Here is a 24,729-nt window from a genome sequence, read left to right on the forward strand (position 1 = left end):
CACCGCCGCGGGTCCTCAGTCCGTGTACGAGTACGTGTACCGCTTCGCTGAGTACGTGTACGGAGTCAAAGCCGAACTTTGAATTAGGCGTATCAATGAAATCCCCAACCGCCGCCGGGCTTCGCGGGCCAACACCCCCGCTGCCTTGCGCCCTTCTACTTCCGGCCCGACAACGGCGTCAAGGTTCTTCCCCGGATCACGCCGCTGCCTCACACCGTGTTGGCCCGCGTGCGCCGGCGGGTGAACGCCTTATTCTCCACCCCGCCGTCACAGCCGGTCGGCTGGACTGACCACGCCCCGTCCTCGCCGGCCACTCCCACCCTGGATCATGCCGCGGAGCTCGTTGCCGAGGCCGTCCTCCCGCCACCTTCCGTGCGCCGGGAGACCGTAGCGACGTAGGGGCAGGCACGGGGGCCTGCCCCTACGTCGGGTCGGCCGTGAACACGATGCCCGGCGGAGTGGCGGCGGCCGTCAGGTGCGACGGGAAGCGGTCGTTGCCGGCGACGTGGCGCAGGAGGAACGGCACCGCGTAGCGCAGTACCGACCAGTGCGCCTCGGTCTGCGTAAGTGTCTCCGCAGTACCGCATTCCGGCGACGTGACGCACAGATCGGAGAACGCGTAATGGCCGGTGTCGAGAATCTCGACCAGATAACGCGGCGGGCCGAGCAGGTCGAAGGCCGGGACTGCGGTCTCCGCGAAGTGCGTTCGCGTGTCGAGCGTGCCGCCCTGGATCATCATGGGAATGGCGATGCTGTCGACCTCGTCGATCATCGTGTCGAAGAGCGCCGGCGCGAGGGCGAGGCCGGCGCTAACGCGGTCGTCGAGCGCGCTGACGCGCAAAGTCGTCAGTCCCCCGAAGGAATGGCCCATGACACCGATTCGGGTTGGATCGATGAGGTCGGCGAAGAACGATTCGGCGTCGTTGCTGAGTGCGAGCATGGTGTCGATGATGAAACTGACGTCGGCCGGGCGGTTGGCGTAGGAGTCGAGGATCTGGGCCGGGGTTGAGCAGATGGAAAACTCCCCGGTGGTGTTACCCGGATGCGGGGGCGCGGCGACCACGAAACCGTGCGAGGCGAGACGCGCGGTCAGGAACTGCGACTGGTTAGGGATGCCGCACGACCCGTGCGAGAACACGACCAGCGGCACGTCGGCGAGATCCGCGGCTCGGGCCGCATCGGGGGTGCCCGAGGGGCGGCGGTCGAACGACGCGGTGGCGGGGTCGGCGGGGTACCAGATATAGGTTCGTAAGCTGCGTTGCACGCCGGGCTGGGTCACGGACTCCTTCGTGAAGGTGATGCGCTTGAGACCGATACCGTAAGGACCCGGCTGGATCGGGCTGCGCAGGCCGATGAGCGTAGCGCAGACATCGGCGGCGGTGGCCCGCGCGTCGGCGTTGGCATCGCCGCCGGCATCGCCGGGATCGCCGGCGAAGAGGGTCTCGGTCTGCCGCGCGAGATCGCCGGCGGTGGGATGCTGCGGGGGAGGTGGAACGATGCTCGCCCCAACCGCGGTCGCGAGGGCGATACACGCCGCCCACGGCGTGACGTGCATCGCAGCACGGCGGCGCCGCCGCGTAGTAATGTCGTTTGTGTACATCGGGTGTTCTCCTCGGGAATCGTGAGACCCTATCTCACGCGCGGCACCGTAGGGGCAACCCTTGTGGTTGTCCCCGTCTGCCGACACGGGGGCAGGCACCATGCCCACCCCTCTGTCCATGATGGCGCCGGGTGTTGTCAGAGATCGTGCTGGACGCGTGCGGCGCCGGCACATACGGTGGGCCCGGCCGCCGCGGTGGTGGTGGCGTCGAATGACGGGATCGGGATACAGCGAAACGCGGGGCGGTCGGCGGAACGGATGGCCGGCGTCCGATGTGGCGGTTGGGACCGGAGGGCTCGCGGCGGTGCTGCTGCTCGGCTGGTGGTGGGGGGCCGGGATCTTCGACGACGCGTATATCTTCTTCCGTTACGCCGACAACTTCGCCGCCGGTTACGGCCTCGTTTACAACCGCGGCGAGCGCGTCGAGGGCTTCACGTCGCCGGGATGGATGGCGCTTCTGATGCTGGCCAGATTGGGGACGCCCCGGCTCGAACTGGTCGCCCCGGCGATCGGGGTGGTTGCGGCGGCGTCGTTGGCCCCCGTCGTTTGGTGGGGGCTGACCCGCCGGGGCGAATCCGCCGCGGATCGTCCGGTCAAAGCCGTCCTCGCACTGGGTTTGGTGGGGTTGCCGTGCGTGGTTTTCTGGGCGCACTCGGGCATGGAGGCGCCGCTTTTCGGCGCCGTCGTGGCGGCGGCTCTGGCGGCGTTGCTCCGGCAGGCGGCGGCGCCCCGGGTGTCCGCATGGGCGGCAGTATTCGTGGCGGCAGCGATGCTGGTGCGTCCCGAGGGTGCGTTACTCGCGGCGTGGGTGGGCGTGTGGGCGACGGCGGCTCGCGGACGACTGGATCGTGCGTGGTGGCGCGATGTGGTCGTGCCGCTCGCCCTGGCGGCCGTCCCCGCGGTGGTCGTGATCGTTGCCCGCGAGGCGTACTACGGGGCGCTGGTGCCGAACACGTACGTGGCGAAGGTGACGCCCGACACTGGCGCGCGACTGCAGCGCGGCCTGCATTACCTGTGGCGGATCGTGGGTGGGCACTGGCCGCTGCTGATCGCTGCCGGCGCCCTCGTCGCGGGCGCTGCACGAGGGCGGCGGTGGCCGGGTCGCGCCGCGAGTCTGTTGCTGGGGTGGGTGTTGGTGTGGGCTGTGTACCTGCTCTATGCCGGCGGCGATCACTTCCCGGCCTACCGGATGGCTGTGCCGATGCTGCCGGCCCTGGTGCTGGCGATCGGTGTGCTGTGGCAGGCATTCCCGGTGCGGCGCGCGTGGCAATTGGCGTTCGGGGGTGTGTTGGTTGCGGTCTTCTGCCTGACGACTTATCGCGGAATGCGGGCCGAGGGCGGTGCGGCGGGAACGTTGCCACGAAGAGTCGCGGGCTGGGCGGCGGCGGGCCGATGGTTGGGGGCGCACACCCCGAAGGAAACGCTCGTCGCTGCAAACGTGATCGGTGCCGTCGGCTACTTCAGCGGGAGGCCGCTGGTCGACTTGCTGGGCCTCGTCGACCCGGTCGTCGCCCGTGACGGCAAGGTGAGTTCCGCGGCGGCGCCGGGCCATGGGCGCTATCACACCGACTACGTTTACGCGCGAGCGCCGGATCTCGTCGTCTACCCGACGTCGGGACAGGTCGGCGGCCGACCGTTCGGCGGCTGGGCGGCATTGATGACGGAGTGGCACTACGCCGTCGACGATTTCCGCCGCGACCCGCGCTGGGCCGGTCGCTACGAGCATATCGCCGTCCCACTGCCGGACGGAACGTATCTGGAAATGGACAGGAAGCGGACGTTTGCCATCGATGCCGAATACCTCACGGCGCCGGCGAACGTTACGGGGGAGTGAGCCGCATCGGCGGTGCGGGGTGGCGGCAGGTCCCGGATTGCCCCGTTGACAGTGTTGGCCCATCTCCTTAGGGTTGGTCAAGGCTGACCAACACGCGAGAGGCTTCACATGCCTGAATCGATCTATAACCTCTACGAGGCGAAGTCGGCACTATCGCAACTCGTCGACCGCGCGGCCGCCGGAGAAGAGATCATTATCGCCAAGAACGGCACTCCGATGGCGAAGCTCACCGCCGTTCCACGTCGAGTACGCCGTAAGCCCGGGGGGTGGAAGGGAAAGGTTTTCATACGCAAGGACTTCGACGATCCACTTCCGAAAGCCCTCCTCTCCGCATTCGCGGGGCGGCGATGATGCCGGCTGCACGGCTGTTGCTCGACACCCATGTGTTTCTCTGGTGGCGCGCCGACAGCCGACATCTTGGGCGCACGGTGCGCGAGGCGATCGGGACCGCCGAGGTGGCGTTTGTGAGCGCGGCATCCGCGTGGGAGGCGGCGATCAAGGTTGCACTTGGCCGGCTACGGTTGCCGGCACCGATGGAGGTAGGGGTCATCGACAGCGGGTTTCAGAAGCTTCCCATAACGTTTCCGCACGCCGAAGCGGCGGCGGCCCTCCCCCCGCATCATACCGATCCGTTCGACCGCATGCTTGTGGCCCAGGCAGCGATCGAGGGGCTGGTCCTTGTGACCCATGATCGGAAGTTGCGAGCTTACGACGTGGACATCCTCTGGGCATGACCGGCCTGTTGCGGGCTTGTGGCCCCTCGAGTGCGGGTGCCGCATTGCGAGACGAGCGCTCGATCTCTCCGCGGCGACGCCGACTACCGCACGGCGCCGGCGAACGTTACGGGGGAGTGAGCCGGAGCAGCGCGGCGGGGCCGTTTGCGAGGCGCGGCTCGTAGGTTGCCGTGGCCTCGAGGCCATCGACCAGCGCCCGCGCCGGATCGCTGACGTAGCCCGCGGGCACGTCGAGAATCCACGGCGGGGGCGACTTCAGACCGTGCCGTGCCGCCGCCTCGGCACTGAGCACGACGGTGTCCGGCGTGCCCGGCGGGGCGGTCCACATGAGATACGATTGGAAGGCCAGCGGTGCCAGGACGACCTCGCCGCCGCGCCGCTCGCGCGCGAGCGTGTCCGCCGCGGCCTGGACGAATTCCATGTTACGTTCCATCGGCAGCGCGTAGTGGTCGCGGTAGCGCGCGTACTGGGTGAGCGAGTCGTCGACCAGGAACAGCAACATAAGTGCGGTGGCCGCCGCGGCGAGCCGCGAACCGGCGCCGCCAACCAGCCGGCCGATGCTGACGATGGCGAACATCAGATAGCCGAGGAACCAGACCTCCAGCACCCAGAAGAAGCGAAAGAACGGCATGTAGGGCGTGGCGACCGACAGGGCGAGGTAGCCGCCGAGGACGAGCAGCGGCAGGAGAAACAGCGGGTGCGTCAGGCGGGTGCGGTCGGCCGCCAACCACATGAGCAGTCCCAACGCACCCAGCGGCGCCGTGCTCACGAAGCGCGTGTCGACGAGCTGGGTCCATAACGCAAAGTGGATCACCTCGCCGGGCGAGATACCCGTGGTATCGCGCAGGGCCGCGAACTGGGCGAGATACTGGCCCGGGTCGAGCGCGCTGCCGAGCAGGAGGTGATTGCCGAGCAGCGTGGCCGGCAGGGCGAGTGCCGGCAGCGCGGCATACGCCAGACGACGATGGATGGGTGCCGGTACGAGCAGGAATTGCAGCGCGCACGGCAGCGCCACCGGCTTGATGAGAGCCGCCAGCAGTACGCAGGCCGCCGCGAGGGTGAACCGGCCCGCGATCAGCAGCCAGATGGACACGAAGACGAGGGCCGTCAGATACAGGTCGGCACTCGACTTGAGGGTCAGAAAGGTGCGCGATGGGTCGAGCAGCAAGGCCAGCGACCACAGGATTCCCACCGTGCGCCCGAAGCTGTCCCGCCCGACGAGATAAACCGCGGCGCCGAGGAGCCCGGTGGCCACCGAAGTGCACGCGACCGCCGTGTGAACGTTGCCGAGCGGGCCGAGCGTGAAGACCAGGAGGGGTTTGGGCTGGAAGAAATAGTCCAAACCGTGGAGTGCTCCGGTGCCGGTTGCCCAGTCCCGAAAGAAGACGAAATACGCCAGCAAGTCGGTGTCGAACACGTGGAGCGGATACAGCGGGACGAAGGCCAACGCCACGGTGACGTGAAGCGCGAACAGCACGGGAGCCCAGAGGTCAAGGCGCAGGTTCGGGTCGCCAGTCGAGAGATCGTCGTCCGACATAACCGGCTCGGTTCGCGACCCATCATATCATCGAGCCGGCCGAGCCGGCGGCGGACAACGTGCCGGGAGCCTCATCTCGCGCTCTTCCGGAGTACGCGGAGCACGGCCCGGGGGTGGTTTGCCGCTCCGGCGGCGACGTGCTACGTGCGACGGTCGATGAGTCGACCGGTGACCATGGAGAAAGTCGTCAACCTCGCCAAGCGGCGGGGTTTCGCGTTTCAATCGAGCGAGGTGTACGGCGGTCTGGCCAGCTGCTGGGACTACGGGCCGGTGGGTGTCGAGCTGAAGCGCAACGTCAAGGAGGCGTGGTGGCGGGACATGGTGCTGACGCGATCCGATATCGTCGGCATCGATTGCGCCATCCTTATGCATCCCCGCGTCTGGGAGGCTTCCGGCCACGTGCAGGGATTTACCGACCCGCTGGTGGATTGCAAGAAGTGCAAGACGCGCTTTCGAGCCGACCACATCGACGAGGCCCGCTGCCCGGAGAAACCCAGCAAGCGGCCGGGCGAGTGCGGCGGCGAACTGACCGAGGCGCGCCAGTTCAATCTGATGTTCAGGACGTTCATGGGCCCGGTCGAGGATACCGCCAGCACGGTGTTCATGCGGCCGGAAACCGCGCAGGGGATCTTCGTGAACTTCCTCAATGTCATGAACTCCTCCCGGCAACGGATTCCGTTCGGGATCGCGCAGATCGGCAAGTCTTTTCGCAACGAGATCACCCCCGGCAATTTCCTGTTCCGCACCCGCGAGTTCGAGCAAATGGAGATGGAGTTCTTCGTCCGTCCGGGCGAGGACGACAGGTGGTACGACTACTGGAAGGCCCAGCGCCTCGCCTGGTACCACGCTCTCGGTATTCGCAGCGAGAACCTGCGCCTGCGGGAGCACGCGGCCGACGAACTGGCGCACTACGCCAAGGGCTGCGTCGACGTCGAGTACCGGTTTCCGTTCGGCTGGTCGGAGCTGGAAGGCATTGCCAATCGTACCGACTTCGATCTGAAGCGGCACACCGAGTTCAGCGGCAAGGACCTGAGCTATTTCGAGGAGGAGACGCGCGAGCGTTTCGTGCCCTTCGTGATCGAGCCGGCCGCCGGTGCGGATCGCGCGACTCTGGCCTTCCTGGTGGACGCCTACGACGAGGACGTGGCCGAGGGCGAGGAGCGCGTCGTGTTGCGGTTCCAACCGCGCCTCGCACCCGTCAAGGCCGCCGTGCTGCCACTGCTGCGCAAGGCCGGCCAACCGGAGAAGGCGCTCGAGTTGCGCGACCTGCTCGGAAAAAGATTTCCCGTGCAATACGACCAGGCCGGATCGATCGGACGGCGCTACCGCCGTCAGGACGAGATCGGTACGCCGTACTGCATTACCGTGGATCACCAGACCATGCAGGACAGCACGGTGACGGTGCGCGACCGCGACACGATGCAACAGGAGCGCATCCCGATCGACCGTCTGGTCGACGAGCTGACCCGCCGGATCGCCGGCTGACCGCGGCGGCCGCGGGCACCGGCGCCATCTGCACTACGGAGAGGCGACTAGCATGAAGCGGAAAACCAGGGCGGCAAGAGGTTCGACAGCAACCCGGGGCGCGAAGAAGTCCCCCGCGAAGAGGGCCGGGGCACAGCCGCCGACCGCGGCGCAGAAGCGGGCGGCGGCGGGACGGAAACCCGCGAGGAAATCCGTGGCGAAGCGAGCGGTAGCCAAAGCGCGCCCGGCGGCGAAACCGACGAAGAGCGCAAGCGGCGGCAGCCGGCAGCCCCGGTACGTCTATGCCTTCGGGGGCGGGAAGGCGGACGGCAATGCCGGCATGAAGAACCTGCTCGGCGGTAAGGGAGCGAACCTGGCGGAGATGGCCGGACTCGGTCTGCCGGTGCCGCCGGGGTTCACCATTTCGACCGACGTTTGCACCTATTTTTATGCCCACGGGCGCAAGTACCCGTCGACCCTGCGCGCCGAAGTGGCGCGTCATCTGCAGAAGGTCGAGGAGCATACCGGTCGCCGCTTCGGCGACCCGACCAACCCGCTGCTCGTGTCGGTGCGCTCCGGCGCCCGCGCCTCGATGCCGGGCATGATGGACACGGTCCTGAACCTTGGCCTCAACGACCAGACCGTCCGGGGTCTGGTCGCGATGACCGGCAACGAACGCTTCGTTTTCGATTCGTACCGGCGTTTCGTGTCGATGTTCGGCGATGTCGTCCTCGGCCTGAAGCCGCAGAGCAAGACCGAGATCGATCCGTTCGAGGAGATCCTGGAGCGCAAGAAGCACGGGCGCGGTGTCAGGCTCGACACGGAGCTCACGGCGGCCGACTTGAAGGAACTGGTGGGCGAGTTCAAGCAGGCCATCCGGGACCGTATGGGCATCGAATTCCCGGAGGACCCGCAGGAGCAGCTCTGGATGGCGATCGGCGCGGTGTTCGGCTCGTGGATGAACGACCGGGCGATCGTCTATCGCAAGCTGAATGCCATCCCGGAGAGCTGGGGGACGGCCGTCAACGTGCAGTCGATGGTGTTCGGCAACCTTGGCGAGGACTCCGGCAGCGGCGTGGCGTTTACGCGCGACCCCGCCACCGGAGAAAACGTCTTCTATGGCGAGTTGCTGTTCAACGCGCAGGGCGAAGAGGTGGTGGCCGGGACGCGAACGCCGCTCAAGATCGCGGCGCTCGATCGCGATCACCCTCACCTGTACGCCGAGCTAATGAAGATCCGCAAGGTGCTCGAGAAGCATTACCGCGAGGTGATGGACATCGAGTTCACCATCGAGAAGGGCAAGCTGTACATGCTGCAGTGCCGCGTCGGTAAGCGGACGGGTCTGGCGGCGATCAGGATTGCACTCGATATGGTGAAGGAGCGGCTGATCACTCCCCGCGAAGCGCTGCTGCGGGTGGAGCCCGATCAGCTCAATCAGCTCCTGCGGCCAACCTTCGTCGGCGCGGAGAAGGCCCGCGCGGTGGAGGCGGGGCGGCGCATCGCCACCGGGTTGAACGCCGGCCCCGGTGCGGCCAGCGGCCGGGTGTACTTCCATGCCGACGACGCCGAAGCGGCGGCGGCGCGTGGCGAGACGGTCATCCTGTGCCGCATCGAGACGTCGCCCGAAGACATCCGAGGCATGGCCGCCGCGGCGGGCATCCTGACCGCGCGCGGCGGGATGACCAGCCACGCCGCGCTGGTCGCGCGCCAGATGGGTAAGGTGTGCGTGGCCGGGTGCGAGCCGTTGATCGTGGACTACGCCGCCGGCACGATGCGGGTCGCGGGCACCGACGTCGCCATGAGGGAAGGCGAAGACCTGTCGATCGACGGGACGACTGGCGAGGTGTTCCTCGGTCACATCGCCACCGAGCCCAGCGAGGTGGTGCGCGTGCTGGTCGAGAAATCCCTCGACCCGGCCGCCGCAGCGGTCTACCAGCAGTATGCTCAGCTCATGAAGTGGGCCGATCGCGAGCGCCGCCTCGGCGTGCGTACCAATGCCGATCAGCCCGACCAGTGCGCCAACGCCATCGCCTTCGGGGCCGAGGGCGTCGGCCTCTGCCGCACCGAACACATGTTCTTCGGCGAAGGCAAGATCGGTCCAATGCGCGAGATGATACTCGCCGGCAATGCCGACGAACGGCGCAACGCCCTCGCCAAGCTGCTCCCGGTGCAGCGCGCCGACTTCGAGGGCATCTTCACGGTGATGTCCGGGAAGCCGGTGACCATCCGTACGATCGACCCGCCGCTGCACGAGTTCCTGCCGCACGATGCCGCCGGACAGGAGGAGATGGCGGCGCAGATGGGCATTGCCGTCGAGCAGGTACGCGAGCGGGTGGAGGCGCTGAAAGAAGCCAACCCGATGCTCGGCTTCCGCGGCTGCCGGCTGGGCATCGTCTACCCGGAGATTACCGAGATGCAGGCGCGGGCGATCTTCGAGGCGGCGGCCAACGTCATTCGGGGCGGCGCGAAAGCGGAACCCGAAATCATGATCCCGCTCGTTGGCCACGTGAAGGAGCTGAAACTCCAGGCCGACATCGTCCGGCGCGTCGCCGCCGAGGTCATGGCGGCGACGGGGGTCAAGTTCAAGTACAAAGTCGGCACCATGATCGAGGTGCCGCGCGGGGCTCTGACCGCGTCGACCATCGCCGGGATTGCCGAGTTTTTCTCGTTCGGCACCAACGACCTTACGCAGACCACGCTGGGCGTGTCGCGCGACGATGCCGCACGCTTCCTGCTGCCGTACGTGAAGGACTTCGAGATCTACGACAAGGACCCCTTCGAGTCGCTCGATATCGAGGGCGTCGGCGCGCTGGTGCGCATCGCCGTCGACGGGGGCCGCAAGGCGCGGCCGGATTTGAAGGTTGGGATTTGCGGCGAGCATGGGGGCGATCCGGACACCGTTACCTTCTGTCACGAGGTGGGTCTCGATTACGTGTCGTGCTCGCCGTTCCGGGTACCCATCGCCAGACTGGCGGCGGCCCGGGCGGCGCTGATGAAGGGTCCGCGGGTTGGCGACTGAGGGCAGTGAGCGTCGCCGCAGGGGAGAGTGGCCAGCGCTTCGTCACCAAATTGACAACCCCGGTCCCCCGTCGGTAGCGTGACCGGCGATGCTGGAAGACGGCGAAGGAACCGAGGTAGGTGCGCGGGTATGATGTGGGACTGCGCCCGGGCAAAGGGTTTTCGGGTTTCTCGCGCCGCGAGCGAGCAAAGCATTGGCGACCTTGCGCGGGAAATTCGGTGCCCTGGTACGTAGCATGCTAGATTCCCGGCAGGACGAGTCCGATGAGCACGCGATTGGGTGAGTTGCTGGTCCGCCGCGGTCTGATCACCGGGGCGGATCTCGCCAGAGCCAACGAGGAGCTGGCGGCGCAGGGCGGGGCGCTGAGTGCCACGCTGGTGAAGATCGGTGCGATCGCCGAGGGCGAGCTCGCCGCTTGCCTTCAGAAGGAGTACCACCTCTCGCTCGTCGATCCGGCCGCGCTCAATCTGCCCGGCGAAGTGACGCGGCTGGTGCCCGGGCAGATAGTCCTGCGCCATCACCTGATTCCGATCAACCTCAGCGGTTCGACTCTGACGCTGGCGATGTCCGACCCGTCGAACATCGTGGCGATCAACGAGGTGAAGTTCCTCACCGGCTACGACGTGAAGGTCGCCCTGGCGGGTGTCGATTCCATCAACGCCGCCATCGAGCAGTACTACGAGGCCGGCACCGGCGTCGACGAGGTGCTCACCGAGTTCGACGGCGAAGACGTCGAACTGGTCGACGACGCCGAGCAGATAGACATCAAGGAGCTCGAGCGGGCCACGGAAGACGCGCCGGTGGTGCGCCTGGTAAACGCCATCCTGACGAGCGCGATTAAGCGCCGCGCCAGCGACATTCATCTGGAGCCTTTCGAACGGATGTTTCGGGTCCGCTTCCGCGTCGACGGCGTACTCGAAGAGATCATGCGGCCGCCGCTGAAGCTGAAGAACGCGATCACCTCGCGCGTCAAGGTGATGGCCCAGCTCGATATTGCCGAGCGGCGCTTGCCGCAGGACGGTCGCATCAAGCTCAAGCTCGGGCGCGGGCAGGAGATGGATTTCCGGGTGTCGGTCCTGCCGACGATCTTCGGCGAGAAGATCGTCCTGCGCCTGCTCGACAAGGCGAGCCTGCAGCTCGACATGACCCGGCTGGGCTTCGAGGAGCAGGCGCTCAAGGACTTCAAGGACGCGATCTACAAGCCTTACGGCATGGTGCTGGTGACCGGGCCGACGGGTAGCGGCAAGACGACGACCCTGTATTCGGCGCTGTCCGAGCTGAACAAGGTGGTGTCGAACATCTCTACCGCCGAGGACCCCGTCGAGTACAACCTCGTGGGCATCAACCAGGTCCAGATCCACGAAGAGATCGGCCTGAACTTCGCGAATGCGTTGCGTTCGTTCCTGCGGCAGGACCCCGACATCATCATGGTCGGCGAGGTGCGCGATTTCGAAACCGCGGAGATCGCCATCAAAGCGGCGTTAACCGGTCACCTGGTGTTGAGCACGCTGCATACGAACGATGCGCCGTCGACAATCAACCGCCTGCTCAATATGGGCGTCGAGCCGTTTCTGGTGGCGTCGTCGGTCAACCTGATCCTGGCGCAGCGTCTGGTGCGCGTCATCTGCGCCGGCTGCCGCACGCCGGTCGAGTTGCCGCCTCAGGCGCTGATCGACATCGGCGCGGCGCGGGCCGAGATTCCCCAGTTCACGTGTTTCCAGGGTGCCGGGTGCCCGCAGTGCGGCGGCACGGGTTATCGCGGCAGGATCGCCATTTACGAGGTGATGCCGATATCCGAGGAGGTGCGCGATCTGGTGCTCAATGGAGCCTCGGCTCAGGAGATCAAGCGCTGCGCCATGGGGCTGGGCATGCGGACACTACGGCAATCCAGCATTCAGAAGCTCAAGGAGGGCGTGACCACGATCAACGAAGTGGTGCGTGTGACGGTTTCGGATTAGACTGAGGCGTCCGCGGGTAGACTGGCCGGAAGGACGCCGAGGAACCCGGCCCCGCCCGTCGAGACGGTCGCCGCCCCGTTGGGGCGGACGGAAGAACGGCAATGAGATCGATGCGAGCACCGTTAAGGCGGAGGAGAGCGCGGGGCCGCCGCGACCTTCTCGGAGACTCGGCCGGGGTTTTTCGGCAGCGTGCCTAGAGGAGGTCTGCGATGGCCAGCACCCCCACAGCCGCCGCGCGCGAGACGCAGGCCCCCGCTTCGCTGAGTATCCAGGGTTTCCTCGAGCTGGTGGTCGAAAAGGGGGCCACCGACCTGCACGTTACCGCCGACAGCCCACCGATGATGCGGCTCCACGGGGAGCTGGTGCCGCTGCCGTTCCCAGCCCTGACGGCTACCGATACGAAGAACCTCTGCTACAGCCTGCTGACGGACGCGCAACGCCACCGTTTCGAGGAGCAGGCGGAGCTGGACTTCTCGTTCGGCATCCGCGGCGTGAGCCGATTTCGCGGCAATCTCTTCCTGCAACGCGGCGCGGTGGGCGGTGCATTCCGCTTGATTCCTTACGAGATCCGCGACCTCGGCGAGCTGGGCCTGCCGCCCGTCGCCGCCGACCTGACCAAGATTCCCCGCGGCCTGGTGCTGGTGACCGGTCCTACCGGCAGCGGCAAGTCGACCACGCTGGCGGCGATGATCGACAAGGTCAACCGCGAGCGCCGCGAGCACATCGTCACCATCGAGGACCCGATCGAGTTCGTCCATCAGCACAAGAGCTGCATCGTCAATCAGCGCGAGGTTTTCGCCGATACCCACAGCTTCAGCGAGGGCTTGCGGCACGTACTGCGGCAGGACCCGGACGTTGTCCTGATCGGCGAGATGCGCGACCTCGAGACCGTCGAGGCGGCGCTGAACGTCGCCGAGACGGGGCACCTGGTGTTCTCGACGCTGCACACCAACTCCTCTGTGCAAACGATCAATCGAATCATCGACATTTTCCCGTCGAACCAGCAGGCGCAGGTGCGCGCCCAGCTCTCGCTGGTGTTGCAGGCGGTCATCTGCCAGCAACTCATTCCGCGGATGGATGGCCGGGGGCGGGTGCTGGCGGTCGAAATCATGATTCCCAATCCGGCGATCCGTAACCTGATCCGTGAGGAGAAGGTCCACCAGATCTACTCGCAGTTGCAGGTCGGCCAGTTGAAGTTCGGCATGCAGACGATGACGCAGTCCCTCGTCGACCTGTGCGCACGCCGGCTGATCTCGTACGAGGAAGCGCTCGGCCACGCTACCGAACTCGAAGAAGTGCGCAGCATGCTGGGTAGCCCGCATCGCCCAGCCTCCGGCCTCTCCCGCCCCCGCATCCCCTGACCCCTCCAGAAGCCCCCCGTCATCCCGGGGCCATTAGTGCCTCCCGTCCACATTTTGATGCCGCATCCCGGAAGCAAAGTTTACGAAGGGTGGTGCTGGGCCGTGTGGCACGCCACGTGCTTTATTCTGGGCTCGAAGGTGAAGTGCGTCCGGGCGCGAGCGGGCACGGAATCGAGGTGAGGCACGATGGCAGTCTTTCGCTGGCAAGGCGTATCCCCGAAAGGGGAAGTGATGACGGGGGAAATGGAGGCGCCGACGCGCGACGCGGTGCTGGTGCGTCTGCGCTCGCAGCGCATTCAACCGGTGCCGGCGAAGATCAAGGAGAAGGGCCGGGGTCTCAACAAGGAGCTGACCCTGCCGGGGTTCGGCGAGTCGATCAAGGGACGAGACATCGTCGTTTTTACGCGCCAGTTGGCGACGATGATCGACGCCGGTTTGCCGATCGTCCAGTGCCTCGACGTTCTGGCCCAGCAGTCGCCGAACAAGAAATTGCGCAACGTGATCCGGGAGCTGAAAGAGCAGGTCGAGGCGGGGTCGACGTTTACCGACGCCCTGCGCAAGCACCCCAAGCTGTTCGACGATCTCTACGTCAACATGTGCGCGGCCGGCGAAGTTGGCGGCATCCTCGACAACATTTTGAACCGTTTGGCGAGCTACATGGAAAAGGCCATGAAGCTCAAATCGAAGATCAAGGGCGCCATGATCTATCCGGCGACGATCATCACGGTAGCGGTCGGCGTCACCGCGGTTCTGCTGATCTTCGTCATTCCGGTGTTCGCGGAACTTTTCGGGAGCTTCGGGCAGGCGCTTCCGGCGCCCACCCAGTTCGTCATCAATCTGAGTAACTTCACGATCGCCTACGCCAAGTACATGGTTGGTGTGGTTATTGCGGTGGTGGTCGCGTGCCGGCAGATGTACAAGACCGAGTCCGGGCGCCTGGCTTTCGACAATCTCTTCCTGCAACTGCCGGTGTTCGGCGACCTGATCCGCAAGTCGTCGGTGGCGCGGTTCACGCGCACGCTGAGCACGCTGGTGACCTCGGGCGTACCGATTCTCGATGCGCTGGCGATCACGGCACGGACCTCGGGCAACAAGGTGGTCGAGCGGGCGGTCTTGCAGACCCGTGTGAGCATCAGCGAGGGGCGGACGATTGCCGAGCCGCTGCAGCAGAGCAAGGTGTTCCCGCCCATGGTCTGCCAGATGATCTCGGTGGGCGAGACGACGGGGGCGCTCGACGCCATGCTCTCGAAGATTGCCGATTTCTATGAGGAAGAGGTCGATAACGCGGTGGCGAACCTGACGTCGTTGATGGAGCCGCTGGTGATCCTGTTCCTCGGGATCATCATCGGCGGTCTCGTCATCTCGATGTACCTGCCGATCTTCAAGCTGGGGTCCGTCATAAACTGAGCCATGACGGGCAGTGCCGAAAGCCCGGCCGACCTGCTGAGGGCGCGGCTCAAGTGGTACCTGTTCGTCCGCGTGGTGTTGGTGTCGGTGCTGCTTGGTGCGCTGGCGCTGGTGTACCTGCAGCAGGGTTCGGAGCGGTACGCTGTCTCGGTGCAGCTCCTTTTGTTCGCCATTGTCGCCTCTTACGGCATCACTGTCGTTTCCGCCGTGTTCCTCGCCCATCTGCGGCGCGTGGCTCCGTTCGCGTATTTGCAGGTTCTCCTCGACGTCGGCTTGACCACCGGGGTGATCTTCGTCACCGGCGGGCCCGATAGTCCGTTCGGTTTCCTGTACAGCTTGCCGGTCATCGGGGCCGCAGGCTTGCTCTCGACCCCCGGCGCGGTGGTCGCGGCGTCGCTGTCGTCCATGAGCTACGCCGCCCTGGTCGGGGCACTGAACGGTGGTCTGATGACCCGCCCCGCCTATCCGATACCGCCGGCGCCGCCCGATCTGCACTTCGCCATCCGGTTCGCGACGACCAACGCGACCTTCTTCGTGATCGCCGCGCTGGCCGGTTCGCTGGTACGTCGCCTGCACACCGCGGAGCAGTTGCTCCATGAGCAGGCGGCGGCGCACGATCGGTTGACACGGCTGCACGAAGCTCTGGCGCGCAACCTCGGCAGTGCGCTGATTACGACCGACGTGGACGGATTGGTGACGTCGGTAAATCAGGCCGCGGAGGACCTGGTGGGTGCCGGCGGCGCTACGGTGGTCGGGCAGGACATCGGCACCCTGTTCCCCGCCCTGCGGCACACGCCGGGAGGCAGGCTGCAATTCCTGCAATCGACCGCCGGGGTTCAACCGATCGAGCTCGCCTATCGCGGCGCACAGAGCGGCGAGCGCGCGCTGCGATGCTCGGCGGTGGCGCTGCGCGATACCTACCACAACCCGATTGGCGGACTTTACATCGTGCAGGACATCACCACCCTGCGCCGCCTGGAAGCGCGACTGGCCGGCGATCGCAACGAGGAAGAGCCGGCGGAGGAGGTCGCCGCGGAAACCCCGGCGGTCGACGGCCTCATCGGGACCAGCCCGGCGATGGGTCAGGTGCGGGACATGATCGAGCGGGTCGCCCGCAGCGACGCCACCGTGCTGATCACCGGCGAGAGCGGCACGGGCAAGGAGTTGGTGGCCCGGGCGATCCATGCCCGCGGCACGCGGGCGGCCCGGCCTTTCGTCGCGGTGAACTGCGGAGCGATTCCCGCGGAGCTCGTTGAGAGCGAGCTGTTCGGGCACGCCAAGGGCGCGTTCACGGGGGCGGTGGCTCCGCGGAGCGGACTCTTCCGGGCGGCCGACGGCGGGACGATCTTTCTCGACGAGATCGGCGACTTGCAGCTCGCGCTGCAGGTGAAGCTCCTGAGAGTGCTGCAGGAGCGCAGCTTTGTACCCGTCGGAACGGATACCCCGGTGGTCGTCGACGTGCGGGTGATTGCCGCCACCAATCGATGCCTCGTCGATGAAGTGGCGGCCGAGCGTTTCAGGCAGGATCTGTTCTACCGGCTCAACGTCCTGGCCATCGAGGTGCCGCCGCTACGCGAACGGCGCCAGGATATCCCGCCCCTTGTGCGGCGTTTCTTGCGTCAGTTCTCGGAGCTCCAGGGCAAACGCATCCATCGGCTCTCGGTGGCGGCGGCCAAGCGCCTGCAGGAATACGAATATCCGGGGAACATCCGCGAACTGGAGAATATCGTCGAGCACGCCGTTGCTCTTTGCGATGGCGAAACGATTCACGAGGAACACCTCCCCGCGTACTTTACGGCACGGGGCGGGGCGGCAGTTGGGGTACCGCGCGGCCCCGCCGTCGTGGCGACGCCGCCGGCGAAGGAAGTCGTGGGACCGCGCCGCGATGCTCCGGCGTGGCCCGGAGCCAACCTCGACGACGATCTTGCCGAGTACGAGAAGAGCGTTCTGCTGCGCGCACTTGCCGAGGCCGGAGGCGTCAAGAAACGCGCCGCCCGCCTGCTGGGCATAAACTACCGCTCGTTCCGCCACCGGCTGCAGAAGTACGGACTGGGCGATCCCGGCGCGGTTTTCGAGCGGCACTCGTAAACGGCCGCGTTCGACTCCCCCCACCTCCCGCACCGCCCTGCGGACCACACAGCACCTCGCACGTCATAATACTGTCGCTCAAACGTGCCGCAAACCGTCAAGCTTTGGACATTGACTCGGCATACGCCGTGCGATGCGGCTTACTAGCAGCATCGATGCCACTGTCATTGGCTATGCGCAGTTTGGATCGCATGCGCGATGCGAATGGGTTCTGAGGTCGTGGATCGGCCTGGTGACGGGATGCGGCAGCGACAGCCACGCCGTCGTGGGGCCGTCAAAATTCTTCGCAGCCAAAATTTGTCACTCCATGGATGGCACCGTCAATTTCGCCGCAGGCCGGGCTGGGGCGGGGGTTTCTAAGGAAGAAGAGGTTGGTCGGTTGGTTTGGTACGGCCATTGCTGGGTCGACAGGGTGGTCGGAGGATGCAGCAATGAAACAGGCTCACGCGCCGCCCTGAAACGGATGCCAGAAAGGGCTGAATCGCTGGAAGACAGGTTAATACACCGGGACCTCCGCAGGAGGGCCGGTCAGAAGGAGACTGGAAATGTTGAAGGACAGAAAAGGTTTCACGTTGATCGAGTTGCTGGTGGTCGTTGCCATCATTGGCATCCTGGCGGCCATCGCCATCCCGCAGTTCGCGGCCTATAGGCAGCGGGGCTTCGATGCGCGGGCGCAGTCGGACCTGCGCAACGCGGCGAGCGCCCAGGAGGCGTACTTCGCATCGTATCAGGCGTACGTTTCGGTGACGCAGGCTGACTGCTCCACCAAGCTGCCGGGCTGCACGGTGTCGTCTGGCGTTAACCTGGCGATGACGGCTGCCACCGACTCGTTCACGGGCACCTCGGCGCACACCAGCGGCAGCGGTAAGACGTGGACGTACAACAGCACCCTGGGCGGTCTTCAATAGCCTGGCGTAGCCCGCTGAGGGACGAACACCATCCGAACGGTGTGACGAGGGCGGCGTGAGAGCGCCGCCCTCGTCGTTTGTTAAGGGGCTGCAATGACGGACACGACTGTGGTGCGAGGCAACGCGGCGGCGCCGGCGCCGCCGGTCGCCGGGATGACCTCGATCGGGTTGGCGTCGCGGCGGCTCGCGGCTGAGGTACAATCGCGTCTCATGGCGGCGGCCAGGGTGCGCACCAGCGGTCTCACGGGTGTCCTCGTGCTCTTTGCCGTGGTGCCGTATCTGAACACACTCTCGGCCGGTTTCACCTTCGACGACCTGCCCAACATCGTCAACAATCCGGTTGTGCGCGATGGCGCCGACGTGGTTCGCGTGCTGTCGACGCCGCTCCAGCCGGGCGATCTTTACCGGCCGCTGACGGTGCTCACCTTCGCGATCAACCAGTGGCTGGCGCCGGGGCAGGCCTGGTTGTTCCATGCGGTCAACATCGCCGCGCACGCGCTGGTGACCGTGCTGGTGTTCTTCCTGGCTCGGGTGCTGACCCGGTCGGAGCGGATTGCAGCCGTTGCCGGCACTCTGTTCGCCGTCCATCCCGTGCACACCGAAGCGGTGGCGAGTCTGGTCGGACGCGCCGAGTTGCTGGCGGCCGGGTTTGGTGTGGGAGCGTTGCTGGCCGTGGCGCACGCGGCTGCCGGCGCCACGGGGAGACGGTGCCGCCGCGCACTGGAGTGGCTCGGGCTCGGGCTCTTCGCACTGGCAATATGCAGCAAAGAGAGTGCGCTCACCGTGGCGGTGCTGGTGCCGCTGGTACGGGTGACCGCACGCCGCCAGGCGCTCGGCCGCGGGCTGTGGGGAGAGCTGGTCAGCCTCGACTGGGTGCCCTACGCGCTGGTTGCCGCGGTCTTCGTTGCCGCCCGCTTCGCGGTCGTCAGGGCGCTGCCCGCCTACGAATTGCAGCCGCTCGACAATGTCCTTGCCTTCGTGCCCTGGTACGTTCGCCTGGCCACGGCCATCGCCGTCATCTGGGAGTACTTCGGTCTGCTCGTGCTGCCGATCGTGCTGGCGGCCGACTATTCGTACAACCAGGTCACGCTCGTGAATGTCGTCTGGGACCTGCGTCTTGTCTGTGGACTGGGACTGTTGGCGGCCGCGACTGCCGTCGTGCTGTGCAGCCGTCGCCCGGTGCTGCGCTTCGCGGTGCTGTTCCCGTTCGTGGCGCTGGCGCTCACCGCCAACGTGCTCTTGCCGATCGGGACCATCAAGGCCGAGCGGCTGCTCTATCTCCCGTCGGTGGGTTTCGTGCTTGTCGTGGCGGTGTCCGCCGCCCTTCTGGCGCGGGGGGCGCGGTATCGGCGCACGGTGACCGCGCTACTGGCGATCGCTGTCGCCGGGTACGCGTTGCGCACCTGGGTCCGAAACGAGGACTGGCGCGACAACGCCTCTCTCTATCGCAGCATGGTCAGGAGTGCGCCCGACAGTGCCAAGGCCAGGTACAACTACGGCGTGGCGTTACAGCACGAAAGCAACGACGAAGCGGCGGTCGAACAGTTCGAGCGCGCCCTGGCCCTGTACGAGTGGGCCGAGGGCGCCGCTTTCGGCATCGGGCTGGCCTTCGATCGTAAGAACGTGCCCGACCGCGCCGAGCAGTGGTACGGCCGCGCGCTGGCCATCCAGCCGGGGTACGACAAGGCCCACAACAACCTTTGCCGCCTCTACGTCAACACCAGGCAGTACGCGGCTGCCGAGCGCGCCTGTCGCGCCGGGCTGCGGTATTACCCGGCGAATGCCAACCTGCTCTGGGGCCTCGGCGAGAGCTTTGCCGGCCGTGGCGACGCCGCGCGGGCCATTGCCGTACTGGAGCGGGCGCAGCGGCTGAACCCCGGAGACGAGACGGTGCGCCGGCGCCTGGCGGAGATGGCCGCGCTGCAAGCGCAGTCCGGTCCCGGCGGTTGGTCAGGGCCGCGATGAGTGCCGCGAACGACGGTGCCGAACGAACCGCCCGGTGGTCGCTGGCGCTGGTTGCGGCGGCGACGGTGGTGGCGTTCGCGCCGGTACTGAACAACGGCTTTCTGGTCGTCGGCTTCGACGACAACGGCTTCGTTCACGAGAACCCTTACCTCGCTCCGAGCTGGGCCCACCTCCGTGCGGTTCTCGCCGGCTTCCATATGTACGATTACCTGCCGGTGCCGTTGCTGTTGTACATGGTGCAGTTCGCCGCCTGGGGCCTCGATCCGCTCGGCTATCATGTCGTGAACCTCGCGTTGCATGTCGCCAATGCCGCTCTGGTCTTCGTGGTGGCGAGGCGCGCGCTGCACGACGACGGGGCGGCCCTGGCCGCGGGGCTGGTCTTCGGGGTGCACCCGGTGCAACTTGAAGTGGTCTCGCTGGTGGCGCAGTTCAAGACGCTGCTTGCCACCGGTTTCCTGCTCGGGGCGTTGGCGGCGTATCAGGCGTTTCGCAACGGGCGGAGGTCGGCGCTCTACGGCGCGGTCCTTCTGTACGCTCTGGCGTGCGGGTCGAAATCGAGCGTGATCCCGTTTCCGTTGCTGCTCGTCCTTTACGACGACGTGTGGGGCGAAGGCCGCCGGACCTGGCTCGACAAGGTCCCGTTCCTGCTCCTGGCGGCGGCGACGGCCGTCGTGAGCGCTGCCGCCAGAGTCGGCGGCGAGGTTGTCAAGGCGCCGCACGGCGGCAGCTACCTGGCGACGGCGCTGGCGATGAGCCGCGTCATGTGGGAGTACGTTGCGGCGATGTTTGTGCCGATCGACCTGGCGCCCGCGTACTACTACCGGCGCGAGGCGGTGTTCGCGCCGGTCAACTGGGTCGCACTCGCGGGACTGGGGGCGTCGATGGCGGCGGTGTGGTGGCGGAGGCGCCAATGGCCGGCGACATTTTTCGCCGTGGCGTGGATTGCACTGACCCTTCTTCCCGTGGCGAACATCGTACCGATATCCGTGCTGCGCGCGGATCGGTTCCTCTATCTGCCCATGGTTGGCTTCGCGATCTGGGTGGGGGTCGGGATGGCGGCGGCAGTGCGGTGGGCGGCCCACCTGTCTGCCGTGCCCCGCGGCGCCGTCCGGGCGCTGGTCGGCGCCCCGCTCGTGGTCTGGGGGATCGGTACCTGGTCCTACGCCACCGTGTGGCGTGACGACGTAAGCGCGTTCACGCGGGTGGTCCAGCGCCAGCCATGGAGTGCGAAGGGGCGCTATCTGCTGGCGCTGGCTTACCGGGAGCGCGGGGTTTCCGACGAGGCGCGGGGCGAAGCGGCGGCGGCGGTGAGGCTCGATCCCGCGTTCGTCGAGGCGCGCAGACTGCTGGCGGAGTTGGGGGAGGGCGCGGCCGCGGACAGCGGGCGGCGCGAGTGAGCGTGGCCGAGGGATCATGACCTTCGTTCTGGCCTTCGTTCTCGGCGCGATGATCGGCAGCTTCCTGAACGTCTGCATCTGGCGGCTGCCGCGGGACGAATCGATCGTCTCTCCGCCGTCGCACTGCCCGCGCTGCCTGGCGGCGATCCGGCCCTGGGACAACGTGCCCTTACTGAGCTACGCGCTGCTACGCGGCCGTTGTCGCGCCTGCGGGGCGGCGATCGCGTGGCGCTATCCGGCAGTCGAGGCCCTCGCCGGGGTCCTCGCGGTTCTGTTGCTCTGGCGCTTTGGCCCGACGCCGCAGTTCGCCGTGGCGGCGGTGTTCGTCGCGTCGTTGATCGTCGTTAGCGTTATCGACCTCGATCATCAGATCATCCCGAACGAAATCAGTCTTCCGGGCATACTGGTGGGGCTCGTCGTGGCCGCCGTCGGTTACGGACCGCCGCTGCTCGACAGCGTCGTTGGCGTGCTCCTCGGCGGCGGGTTGCTCTGGGCAGTGGCGGCGGGTTACGCGGCGCTGATGAAGCGCGAGGGCATGGGCGGCGGCGACATCAAGTTGTTGGCGATGATCGGCGCCTTTCTTGGCTGGCAGGGCGTACTGGTCACGGTCATTCTCGGTTCGCTGACCGGGTCGGCGATCGGCGTGGCGCTGATTCGCCTCGGGGGGGGCGATCGGCGCGCGCCGATTCCTTTCGGGCCCTTCCTTGCCGCCGGCGCGGTATGCGCGCTGTTCTTCGGCGACGCCCTGATCGATTGGTACCTCGCGCTCGCCATGCCGGGGTAAGTCGGGACGGCGTGGGCGCTGTCCGCGCCCGTTCAGGATATGCGTAACGTAACTAACGCTTGACATAGGACGGCGCTCGGTTACATTGCCGAGCGCGGATCGTGGAGGGAGATTTCCGGAAGGACGGCGAGGGGATGGGATGGAGCGAACGGGGTGGGGTGACACTGCTGGAGGTGGTCGTGGCGGTGGCGTTGGTGGGCATTCTGGGGGCTACGGCGGTGCTGGCGCACGGGGCGATGCGGGACGCGCTGGCGTTGCGCGAGGGGGCGGTTCAGGTCGCTGCCGACCTGCGGGCGGCGCGCTTGCGGGCGCTCGGGATGGGACGGGGTCAGCGGTTGCTGTTCGCCGCGGAAACGCGGGTGTATCAGGCGCAGGAGGAGACGACGGCCGGATACGTCGATGCCGGAGAGCCGCGGGCGTTGCCCGCAGGAGTGGTCGTAGTCGGCTGCAACGCCGACGGCGGCGGCATCGTCTTCCGGCCCCGCGGGCACGCCGCGAGTTTCGGCACGGTAACGGTGCGCAACCGCTCGGGTGGGGTGCGGCGCATCGTCGTGAACATTACCGGCCGGGTGCGCATCGCGTGAGCGAAGCGCGGGTGCCGGGCGGGTTCTCGCTGGTCGAGGTGATGGTCGCCTTGCTCCTGCTGGCCTCCGTGTCGCTGGCGGTCACCAGTACGCTGGTTACGGCGCAGCGCTCGCAACGTACCAGCGCGCGTTGGCTGCGGGCCGTACATCTGGCGGCCGACGGTGTCGAGCAGCTACGGGCCGGCCTGCCGTTGGAGGCCGCGGGGGTGGAGGCGGGGTTCGAGCGGGCGGGGCGGGTGGCGGACGACGTTGCGCACCCCGGTGCGGCGGAAGTCGAGGTGACGGTGCGATGGGAAGACGACGGCACCCGGGTGTATCGGCTGGCGACGACGGTGACGCGCTAGGCCGGTCCGGGAGCGCGCTGGTCGAGTTGCTGGTCGCCAGCCTGGTGCTGGCGATCCTGGGCGCATACGCCTACGGCTTCGTGCGCGCTTCCCTTGCCGCCCTGTGCGTGCAGGAGGCGCACGCCGAGGCGGCGGGGGCGGCGGCGTTGGCCGTTGCGGTGTGGGCGCAGGAGGTGCGGCTTGCCGGATTCGATGCCACCGGCACCGGCATCGTCGCGGTGCGAGCGGCGGCGCCGACCGCCGTCGAGGTGGCGACCGACCTCGACGGCGACGGCGATAGCGACGATCCGCACGAGCGCGTCGCGTACGCGTACGACGCCGTGCGGCGGCAGGTGACGCGTGCCACCGCCGGCGGCACGGCGCAGCCGTTCTTGACGGACGTGGCCGCGGACGGGGTCCGGTTTCGCTACTTCGAGGCCGGCGGCGGAGAGGTGACCGCACCGGTCGACGGGCTGTCGGCGGAGGCGCGGCGGCGGGTGCGGGCGATCCGTTTCGATCTGCACCTGGCGCCACGCCATCCCCTCCCAACCATGACGGAAGGGGTGGCGGTGCGCACCTCCGCCACGGTGCACCTGCGGAACCCATGAACCGCCTGCGCGACGAACATGGTGTGGCGCTGGTGGCGGCGCTGGGAATGCTGCTGGTGGTGTTGCCCCTGGGGGCGATGGCGGTCTGGCAGAGTCGGTTGCAGCAACTCATGGCGCGCAGTGCGCGCGCGGACGTGGAGGGGTTGTACGCCGCGGAGGCGGCGCTGGCGCGGGCCGTGGCCGCCGTGCCGCCGGGGGTCGGGGTGGACGAGCTCCTGGTCGGGCCCGACGGCGTGGGGGGTACGGTCGACGACGGAACGTTTCCGTTTGCAGTGTCTCCCGGCCCGCCGGACTTCGGGGTTGTCTCGACGAACGCAGGGAACGCGAGCACCGACGGGGTGGTGCGACTGTCGGTCACCGTCACGGCCGCCGGCGGACGCCAGACGCGCGTCGAGGCCCTGGTGAGGCGCGCCGCGGCGCCCTTTACGCCGGCGGCGGCGCACGTCGAGGGGGATTGGTGGGGAGAGCGCACGCCGGGGGACGTGCGTTTCGACGGCGCCGATCATCGCCTCGACGATCCGCCGGATGCTCCGAGCGGTCCCGCGCCGCCCCGTCCCGGTCTGAGTTCCACCGGGCCGGTCGACCGCGGCGGTGGTCAGGCCGGCGGTTCCGGAGCCGGCGGGTCCGTGGCGCCGGCGCAACCGCTGGGATTGGGCGCGGTGATTGACGATCTCCTCGACGAGCCCGGGGCGGTGTTAGCGGCGGTGCCGAGCGAGGCCGGGGTTGTACTCGGTACCGAGGCGGCCCCGCAGCTTTCGATCCTGCGCGGCGACGTCGTGGTGGCCGCGTCGCTCGGCGGGGCCGGAATTCTGGTCGTCGATGGCTCGCTTCGCATAAGTGGCACCCTTGCGTTTGCCGGCCTCGTGGTGGTGCGCCACGGCATTCGCCTCGACCCCGGCGCAGCCATCCACGTTACCGGGGCGCTGTGGACCGGGGCGCTGACCGGCTTCGATATGTTAGGTGCAGGCCGGGTCGCCTACAGCAGCGAAGCTCTGGCGTATGCGGACCGGCTGGCCGGCGGGCGGTTGCCGCGCCCGGTCGTCGTTGTGGGATGGCGGGAGGTGCTGTAAAAAACCCCTCCGATTCCGGCCCCGCGCGAAGTGCAGTATCCCTTTGCGAGGGCCGGAGGCGTTCGATATAACCGGGGCGTTTCCGGAC

At 67.2% G+C, this 24,729-nt stretch carries 18 protein-coding genes and 1 pseudogene; 17 read left to right on the forward strand and 2 right to left on the reverse strand.

What is annotated here, in order from left to right:
* Positions 1-421: 421 nt before the first annotated feature.
* Positions 422-1,600: an alpha/beta fold hydrolase gene (locus L6Q96_15600; protein MCK6555981.1), complete on the reverse strand. Its 1,179-nt coding sequence runs from the start codon at positions 1,598-1,600 to the stop codon at positions 422-424.
* 211 nt (positions 1,601-1,811) lie between these two features.
* On the opposite strand from L6Q96_15600, the gene L6Q96_15605 reads away from it, so the two are divergent.
* The 3 genes from L6Q96_15605 (at position 1,812) to L6Q96_15615 (ending at position 4,168) form a co-directional block, all read left to right on the forward strand.
* Positions 1,812-3,434, forward strand: a complete 1,623-nt coding sequence (locus L6Q96_15605; GenBank protein MCK6555982.1) for a hypothetical protein — start codon at positions 1,812-1,814, stop codon at positions 3,432-3,434.
* Between the two features lie 108 nt (positions 3,435-3,542).
* Positions 3,543-3,785 (forward strand): type II toxin-antitoxin system prevent-host-death family antitoxin, encoded by a 243-nt coding sequence (locus L6Q96_15610; protein MCK6555983.1) that lies wholly within the window; start codon positions 3,543-3,545, stop codon positions 3,783-3,785.
* The gene (locus L6Q96_15615) at positions 3,782-4,168 is read left to right on the forward strand and encodes a type II toxin-antitoxin system VapC family toxin (protein MCK6555984.1); all 387 of its coding nucleotides are present in this window, start codon (positions 3,782-3,784) and stop codon (positions 4,166-4,168) included. The genes L6Q96_15610 and L6Q96_15615 overlap by 4 nt, the downstream gene beginning before the upstream one ends.
* 106 nt (positions 4,169-4,274) lie before the next feature.
* Here L6Q96_15615 and L6Q96_15620 read toward each other — a convergent pair whose 3' ends face one another.
* Positions 4,275-5,705, reverse strand: a complete 1,431-nt coding sequence (locus L6Q96_15620; GenBank protein ID MCK6555985.1) for a hypothetical protein — start codon at positions 5,703-5,705, stop codon at positions 4,275-4,277.
* Positions 5,706-5,879: 174 nt separating this feature from the next.
* Here L6Q96_15620 and L6Q96_15625 point away from each other — a divergent pair, with 174 nt between their 5' ends.
* The 14 genes and pseudogenes from L6Q96_15625 (at position 5,880) to L6Q96_15690 (ending at position 24,641) form a co-directional block, all read left to right on the forward strand.
* A complete protein-coding gene (locus L6Q96_15625; protein MCK6555986.1) occupies positions 5,880-7,190 on the forward strand; it encodes a glycine--tRNA ligase in 1,311 nt (436 codons plus the stop codon).
* A gap of 319 nt (positions 7,191-7,509) precedes the next feature.
* Entirely contained in the window at positions 7,510-10,188 is a 2,679-nt protein-coding gene (ppdK, locus tag L6Q96_15630; protein ID MCK6555987.1) for a pyruvate, phosphate dikinase, read from the forward strand.
* A 263-nt stretch (positions 10,189-10,451) separates the two neighbouring features.
* Positions 10,452-12,146: a type IV-A pilus assembly ATPase PilB gene (gene pilB / locus L6Q96_15635; GenBank protein ID MCK6555988.1), complete on the forward strand. Its 1,695-nt coding sequence runs from the start codon at positions 10,452-10,454 to the stop codon at positions 12,144-12,146.
* 209 nt (positions 12,147-12,355) lie between these two features.
* The gene (locus L6Q96_15640; protein ID MCK6555989.1) at positions 12,356-13,507 is read left to right on the forward strand and encodes a type IV pilus twitching motility protein PilT; all 1,152 of its coding nucleotides are present in this window, start codon (positions 12,356-12,358) and stop codon (positions 13,505-13,507) included.
* Between the two features lie 186 nt (positions 13,508-13,693).
* Entirely contained in the window at positions 13,694-14,914 is a 1,221-nt protein-coding gene (locus L6Q96_15645; protein MCK6555990.1) for a type II secretion system F family protein, read from the forward strand.
* A 3-nt stretch (positions 14,915-14,917) separates the two neighbouring features.
* Complete coding sequence (locus L6Q96_15650; GenBank protein MCK6555991.1) at positions 14,918-17,002, forward strand: sigma 54-interacting transcriptional regulator; 2,085 nt, start codon at positions 14,918-14,920, stop codon at positions 17,000-17,002.
* A gap of 548 nt (positions 17,003-17,550) precedes the next feature.
* Positions 17,551-17,640: pseudogene (locus L6Q96_15655) on the forward strand (type II secretion system GspH family protein).
* Between the two features lie 363 nt (positions 17,641-18,003).
* The gene (locus L6Q96_15660; protein MCK6555992.1) at positions 18,004-19,875 is read left to right on the forward strand and encodes a tetratricopeptide repeat protein; all 1,872 of its coding nucleotides are present in this window, start codon (positions 18,004-18,006) and stop codon (positions 19,873-19,875) included.
* Complete coding sequence (locus L6Q96_15665; protein ID MCK6555993.1) at positions 19,872-21,272, forward strand: hypothetical protein; 1,401 nt, start codon at positions 19,872-19,874, stop codon at positions 21,270-21,272. The genes L6Q96_15660 and L6Q96_15665 overlap by 4 nt, the downstream gene beginning before the upstream one ends.
* Before the next feature lie 16 nt (positions 21,273-21,288).
* Positions 21,289-22,056: an A24 family peptidase gene (locus L6Q96_15670; protein MCK6555994.1), complete on the forward strand. Its 768-nt coding sequence runs from the start codon at positions 21,289-21,291 to the stop codon at positions 22,054-22,056.
* Between the two features lie 134 nt (positions 22,057-22,190).
* A complete protein-coding gene (locus tag L6Q96_15675; GenBank protein MCK6555995.1) occupies positions 22,191-22,640 on the forward strand; it encodes a GspH/FimT family protein in 450 nt (149 codons plus the stop codon).
* Positions 22,637-22,984 (forward strand): prepilin-type N-terminal cleavage/methylation domain-containing protein, encoded by a 348-nt coding sequence (locus tag L6Q96_15680; GenBank protein MCK6555996.1) that lies wholly within the window; start codon positions 22,637-22,639, stop codon positions 22,982-22,984. The genes L6Q96_15675 and L6Q96_15680 overlap by 4 nt, the downstream gene beginning before the upstream one ends.
* Complete coding sequence (locus tag L6Q96_15685) at positions 22,930-23,571, forward strand: hypothetical protein (GenBank protein MCK6555997.1); 642 nt, start codon at positions 22,930-22,932, stop codon at positions 23,569-23,571. The genes L6Q96_15680 and L6Q96_15685 overlap by 55 nt, the downstream gene beginning before the upstream one ends.
* On the forward strand, positions 23,568-24,641 hold the full coding sequence (locus L6Q96_15690) for a hypothetical protein (protein MCK6555998.1): 1,074 nt from the start codon (positions 23,568-23,570) through the stop codon (positions 24,639-24,641). Before L6Q96_15685 ends, L6Q96_15690 begins: the two co-directional genes overlap by 4 nt.
* The last annotated feature ends 88 nt before the right edge of the window (positions 24,642-24,729 follow it).

Source organism: Candidatus Binatia bacterium (assembly GCA_023150935.1).
In the GTDB taxonomy this organism is placed as follows: domain Bacteria; phylum Desulfobacterota; class Binatia; order HRBIN30; family HRBIN30; genus JAKLJW01.

What these genes read in the sequence shown, in the direction of transcription:
- L6Q96_15620 (MCK6555985.1), bottom strand. Translation starts at nt 5,705, where the DNA reads ATGTCGGACGACGATCTCTCGACTGGCGACCCGAACCTGCGCCTTGAC.
- L6Q96_15600 (MCK6555981.1), bottom strand. Translation starts at nt 1,600, where the DNA reads ATGTACACAAACGACATTACTACGCGGCGGCGCCGCCGTGCTGCGATG.
- L6Q96_15615 (MCK6555984.1), top strand. Translation starts at nt 3,782, where the DNA reads ATGATGCCGGCTGCACGGCTGTTGCTCGACACCCATGTGTTTCTCTGG.
- L6Q96_15670 (MCK6555994.1), top strand. Translation starts at nt 21,289, where the DNA reads ATGACCTTCGTTCTGGCCTTCGTTCTCGGCGCGATGATCGGCAGCTTC.
- L6Q96_15690 (MCK6555998.1), top strand. Translation starts at nt 23,568, where the DNA reads ATGAACCGCCTGCGCGACGAACATGGTGTGGCGCTGGTGGCGGCGCTG.
- L6Q96_15640 (MCK6555989.1), top strand. Translation starts at nt 12,356, where the DNA reads ATGGCCAGCACCCCCACAGCCGCCGCGCGCGAGACGCAGGCCCCCGCT.
- ppdK (MCK6555987.1), top strand. Translation starts at nt 7,510, where the DNA reads ATGAAGAACCTGCTCGGCGGTAAGGGAGCGAACCTGGCGGAGATGGCC.
- L6Q96_15650 (MCK6555991.1), top strand. Translation starts at nt 14,918, where the DNA reads ATGACGGGCAGTGCCGAAAGCCCGGCCGACCTGCTGAGGGCGCGGCTC.
- pilB (MCK6555988.1), top strand. Translation starts at nt 10,452, where the DNA reads ATGAGCACGCGATTGGGTGAGTTGCTGGTCCGCCGCGGTCTGATCACC.
- L6Q96_15610 (MCK6555983.1), top strand. Translation starts at nt 3,543, where the DNA reads ATGCCTGAATCGATCTATAACCTCTACGAGGCGAAGTCGGCACTATCG.
- L6Q96_15665 (MCK6555993.1), top strand. Translation starts at nt 19,872, where the DNA reads ATGAGTGCCGCGAACGACGGTGCCGAACGAACCGCCCGGTGGTCGCTG.
- L6Q96_15605 (MCK6555982.1), top strand. Translation starts at nt 1,812, where the DNA reads ATGACGGGATCGGGATACAGCGAAACGCGGGGCGGTCGGCGGAACGGA.
- L6Q96_15660 (MCK6555992.1), top strand. Translation starts at nt 18,004, where the DNA reads ATGACGGACACGACTGTGGTGCGAGGCAACGCGGCGGCGCCGGCGCCG.
- L6Q96_15675 (MCK6555995.1), top strand. Translation starts at nt 22,191, where the DNA reads ATGGGATGGAGCGAACGGGGTGGGGTGACACTGCTGGAGGTGGTCGTG.
- L6Q96_15685 (MCK6555997.1), top strand. Translation starts at nt 22,930, where the DNA reads ATGGGAAGACGACGGCACCCGGGTGTATCGGCTGGCGACGACGGTGAC.
- L6Q96_15645 (MCK6555990.1), top strand. Translation starts at nt 13,694, where the DNA reads ATGGCAGTCTTTCGCTGGCAAGGCGTATCCCCGAAAGGGGAAGTGATG.
- L6Q96_15625 (MCK6555986.1), top strand. Translation starts at nt 5,880, where the DNA reads ATGGAGAAAGTCGTCAACCTCGCCAAGCGGCGGGGTTTCGCGTTTCAA.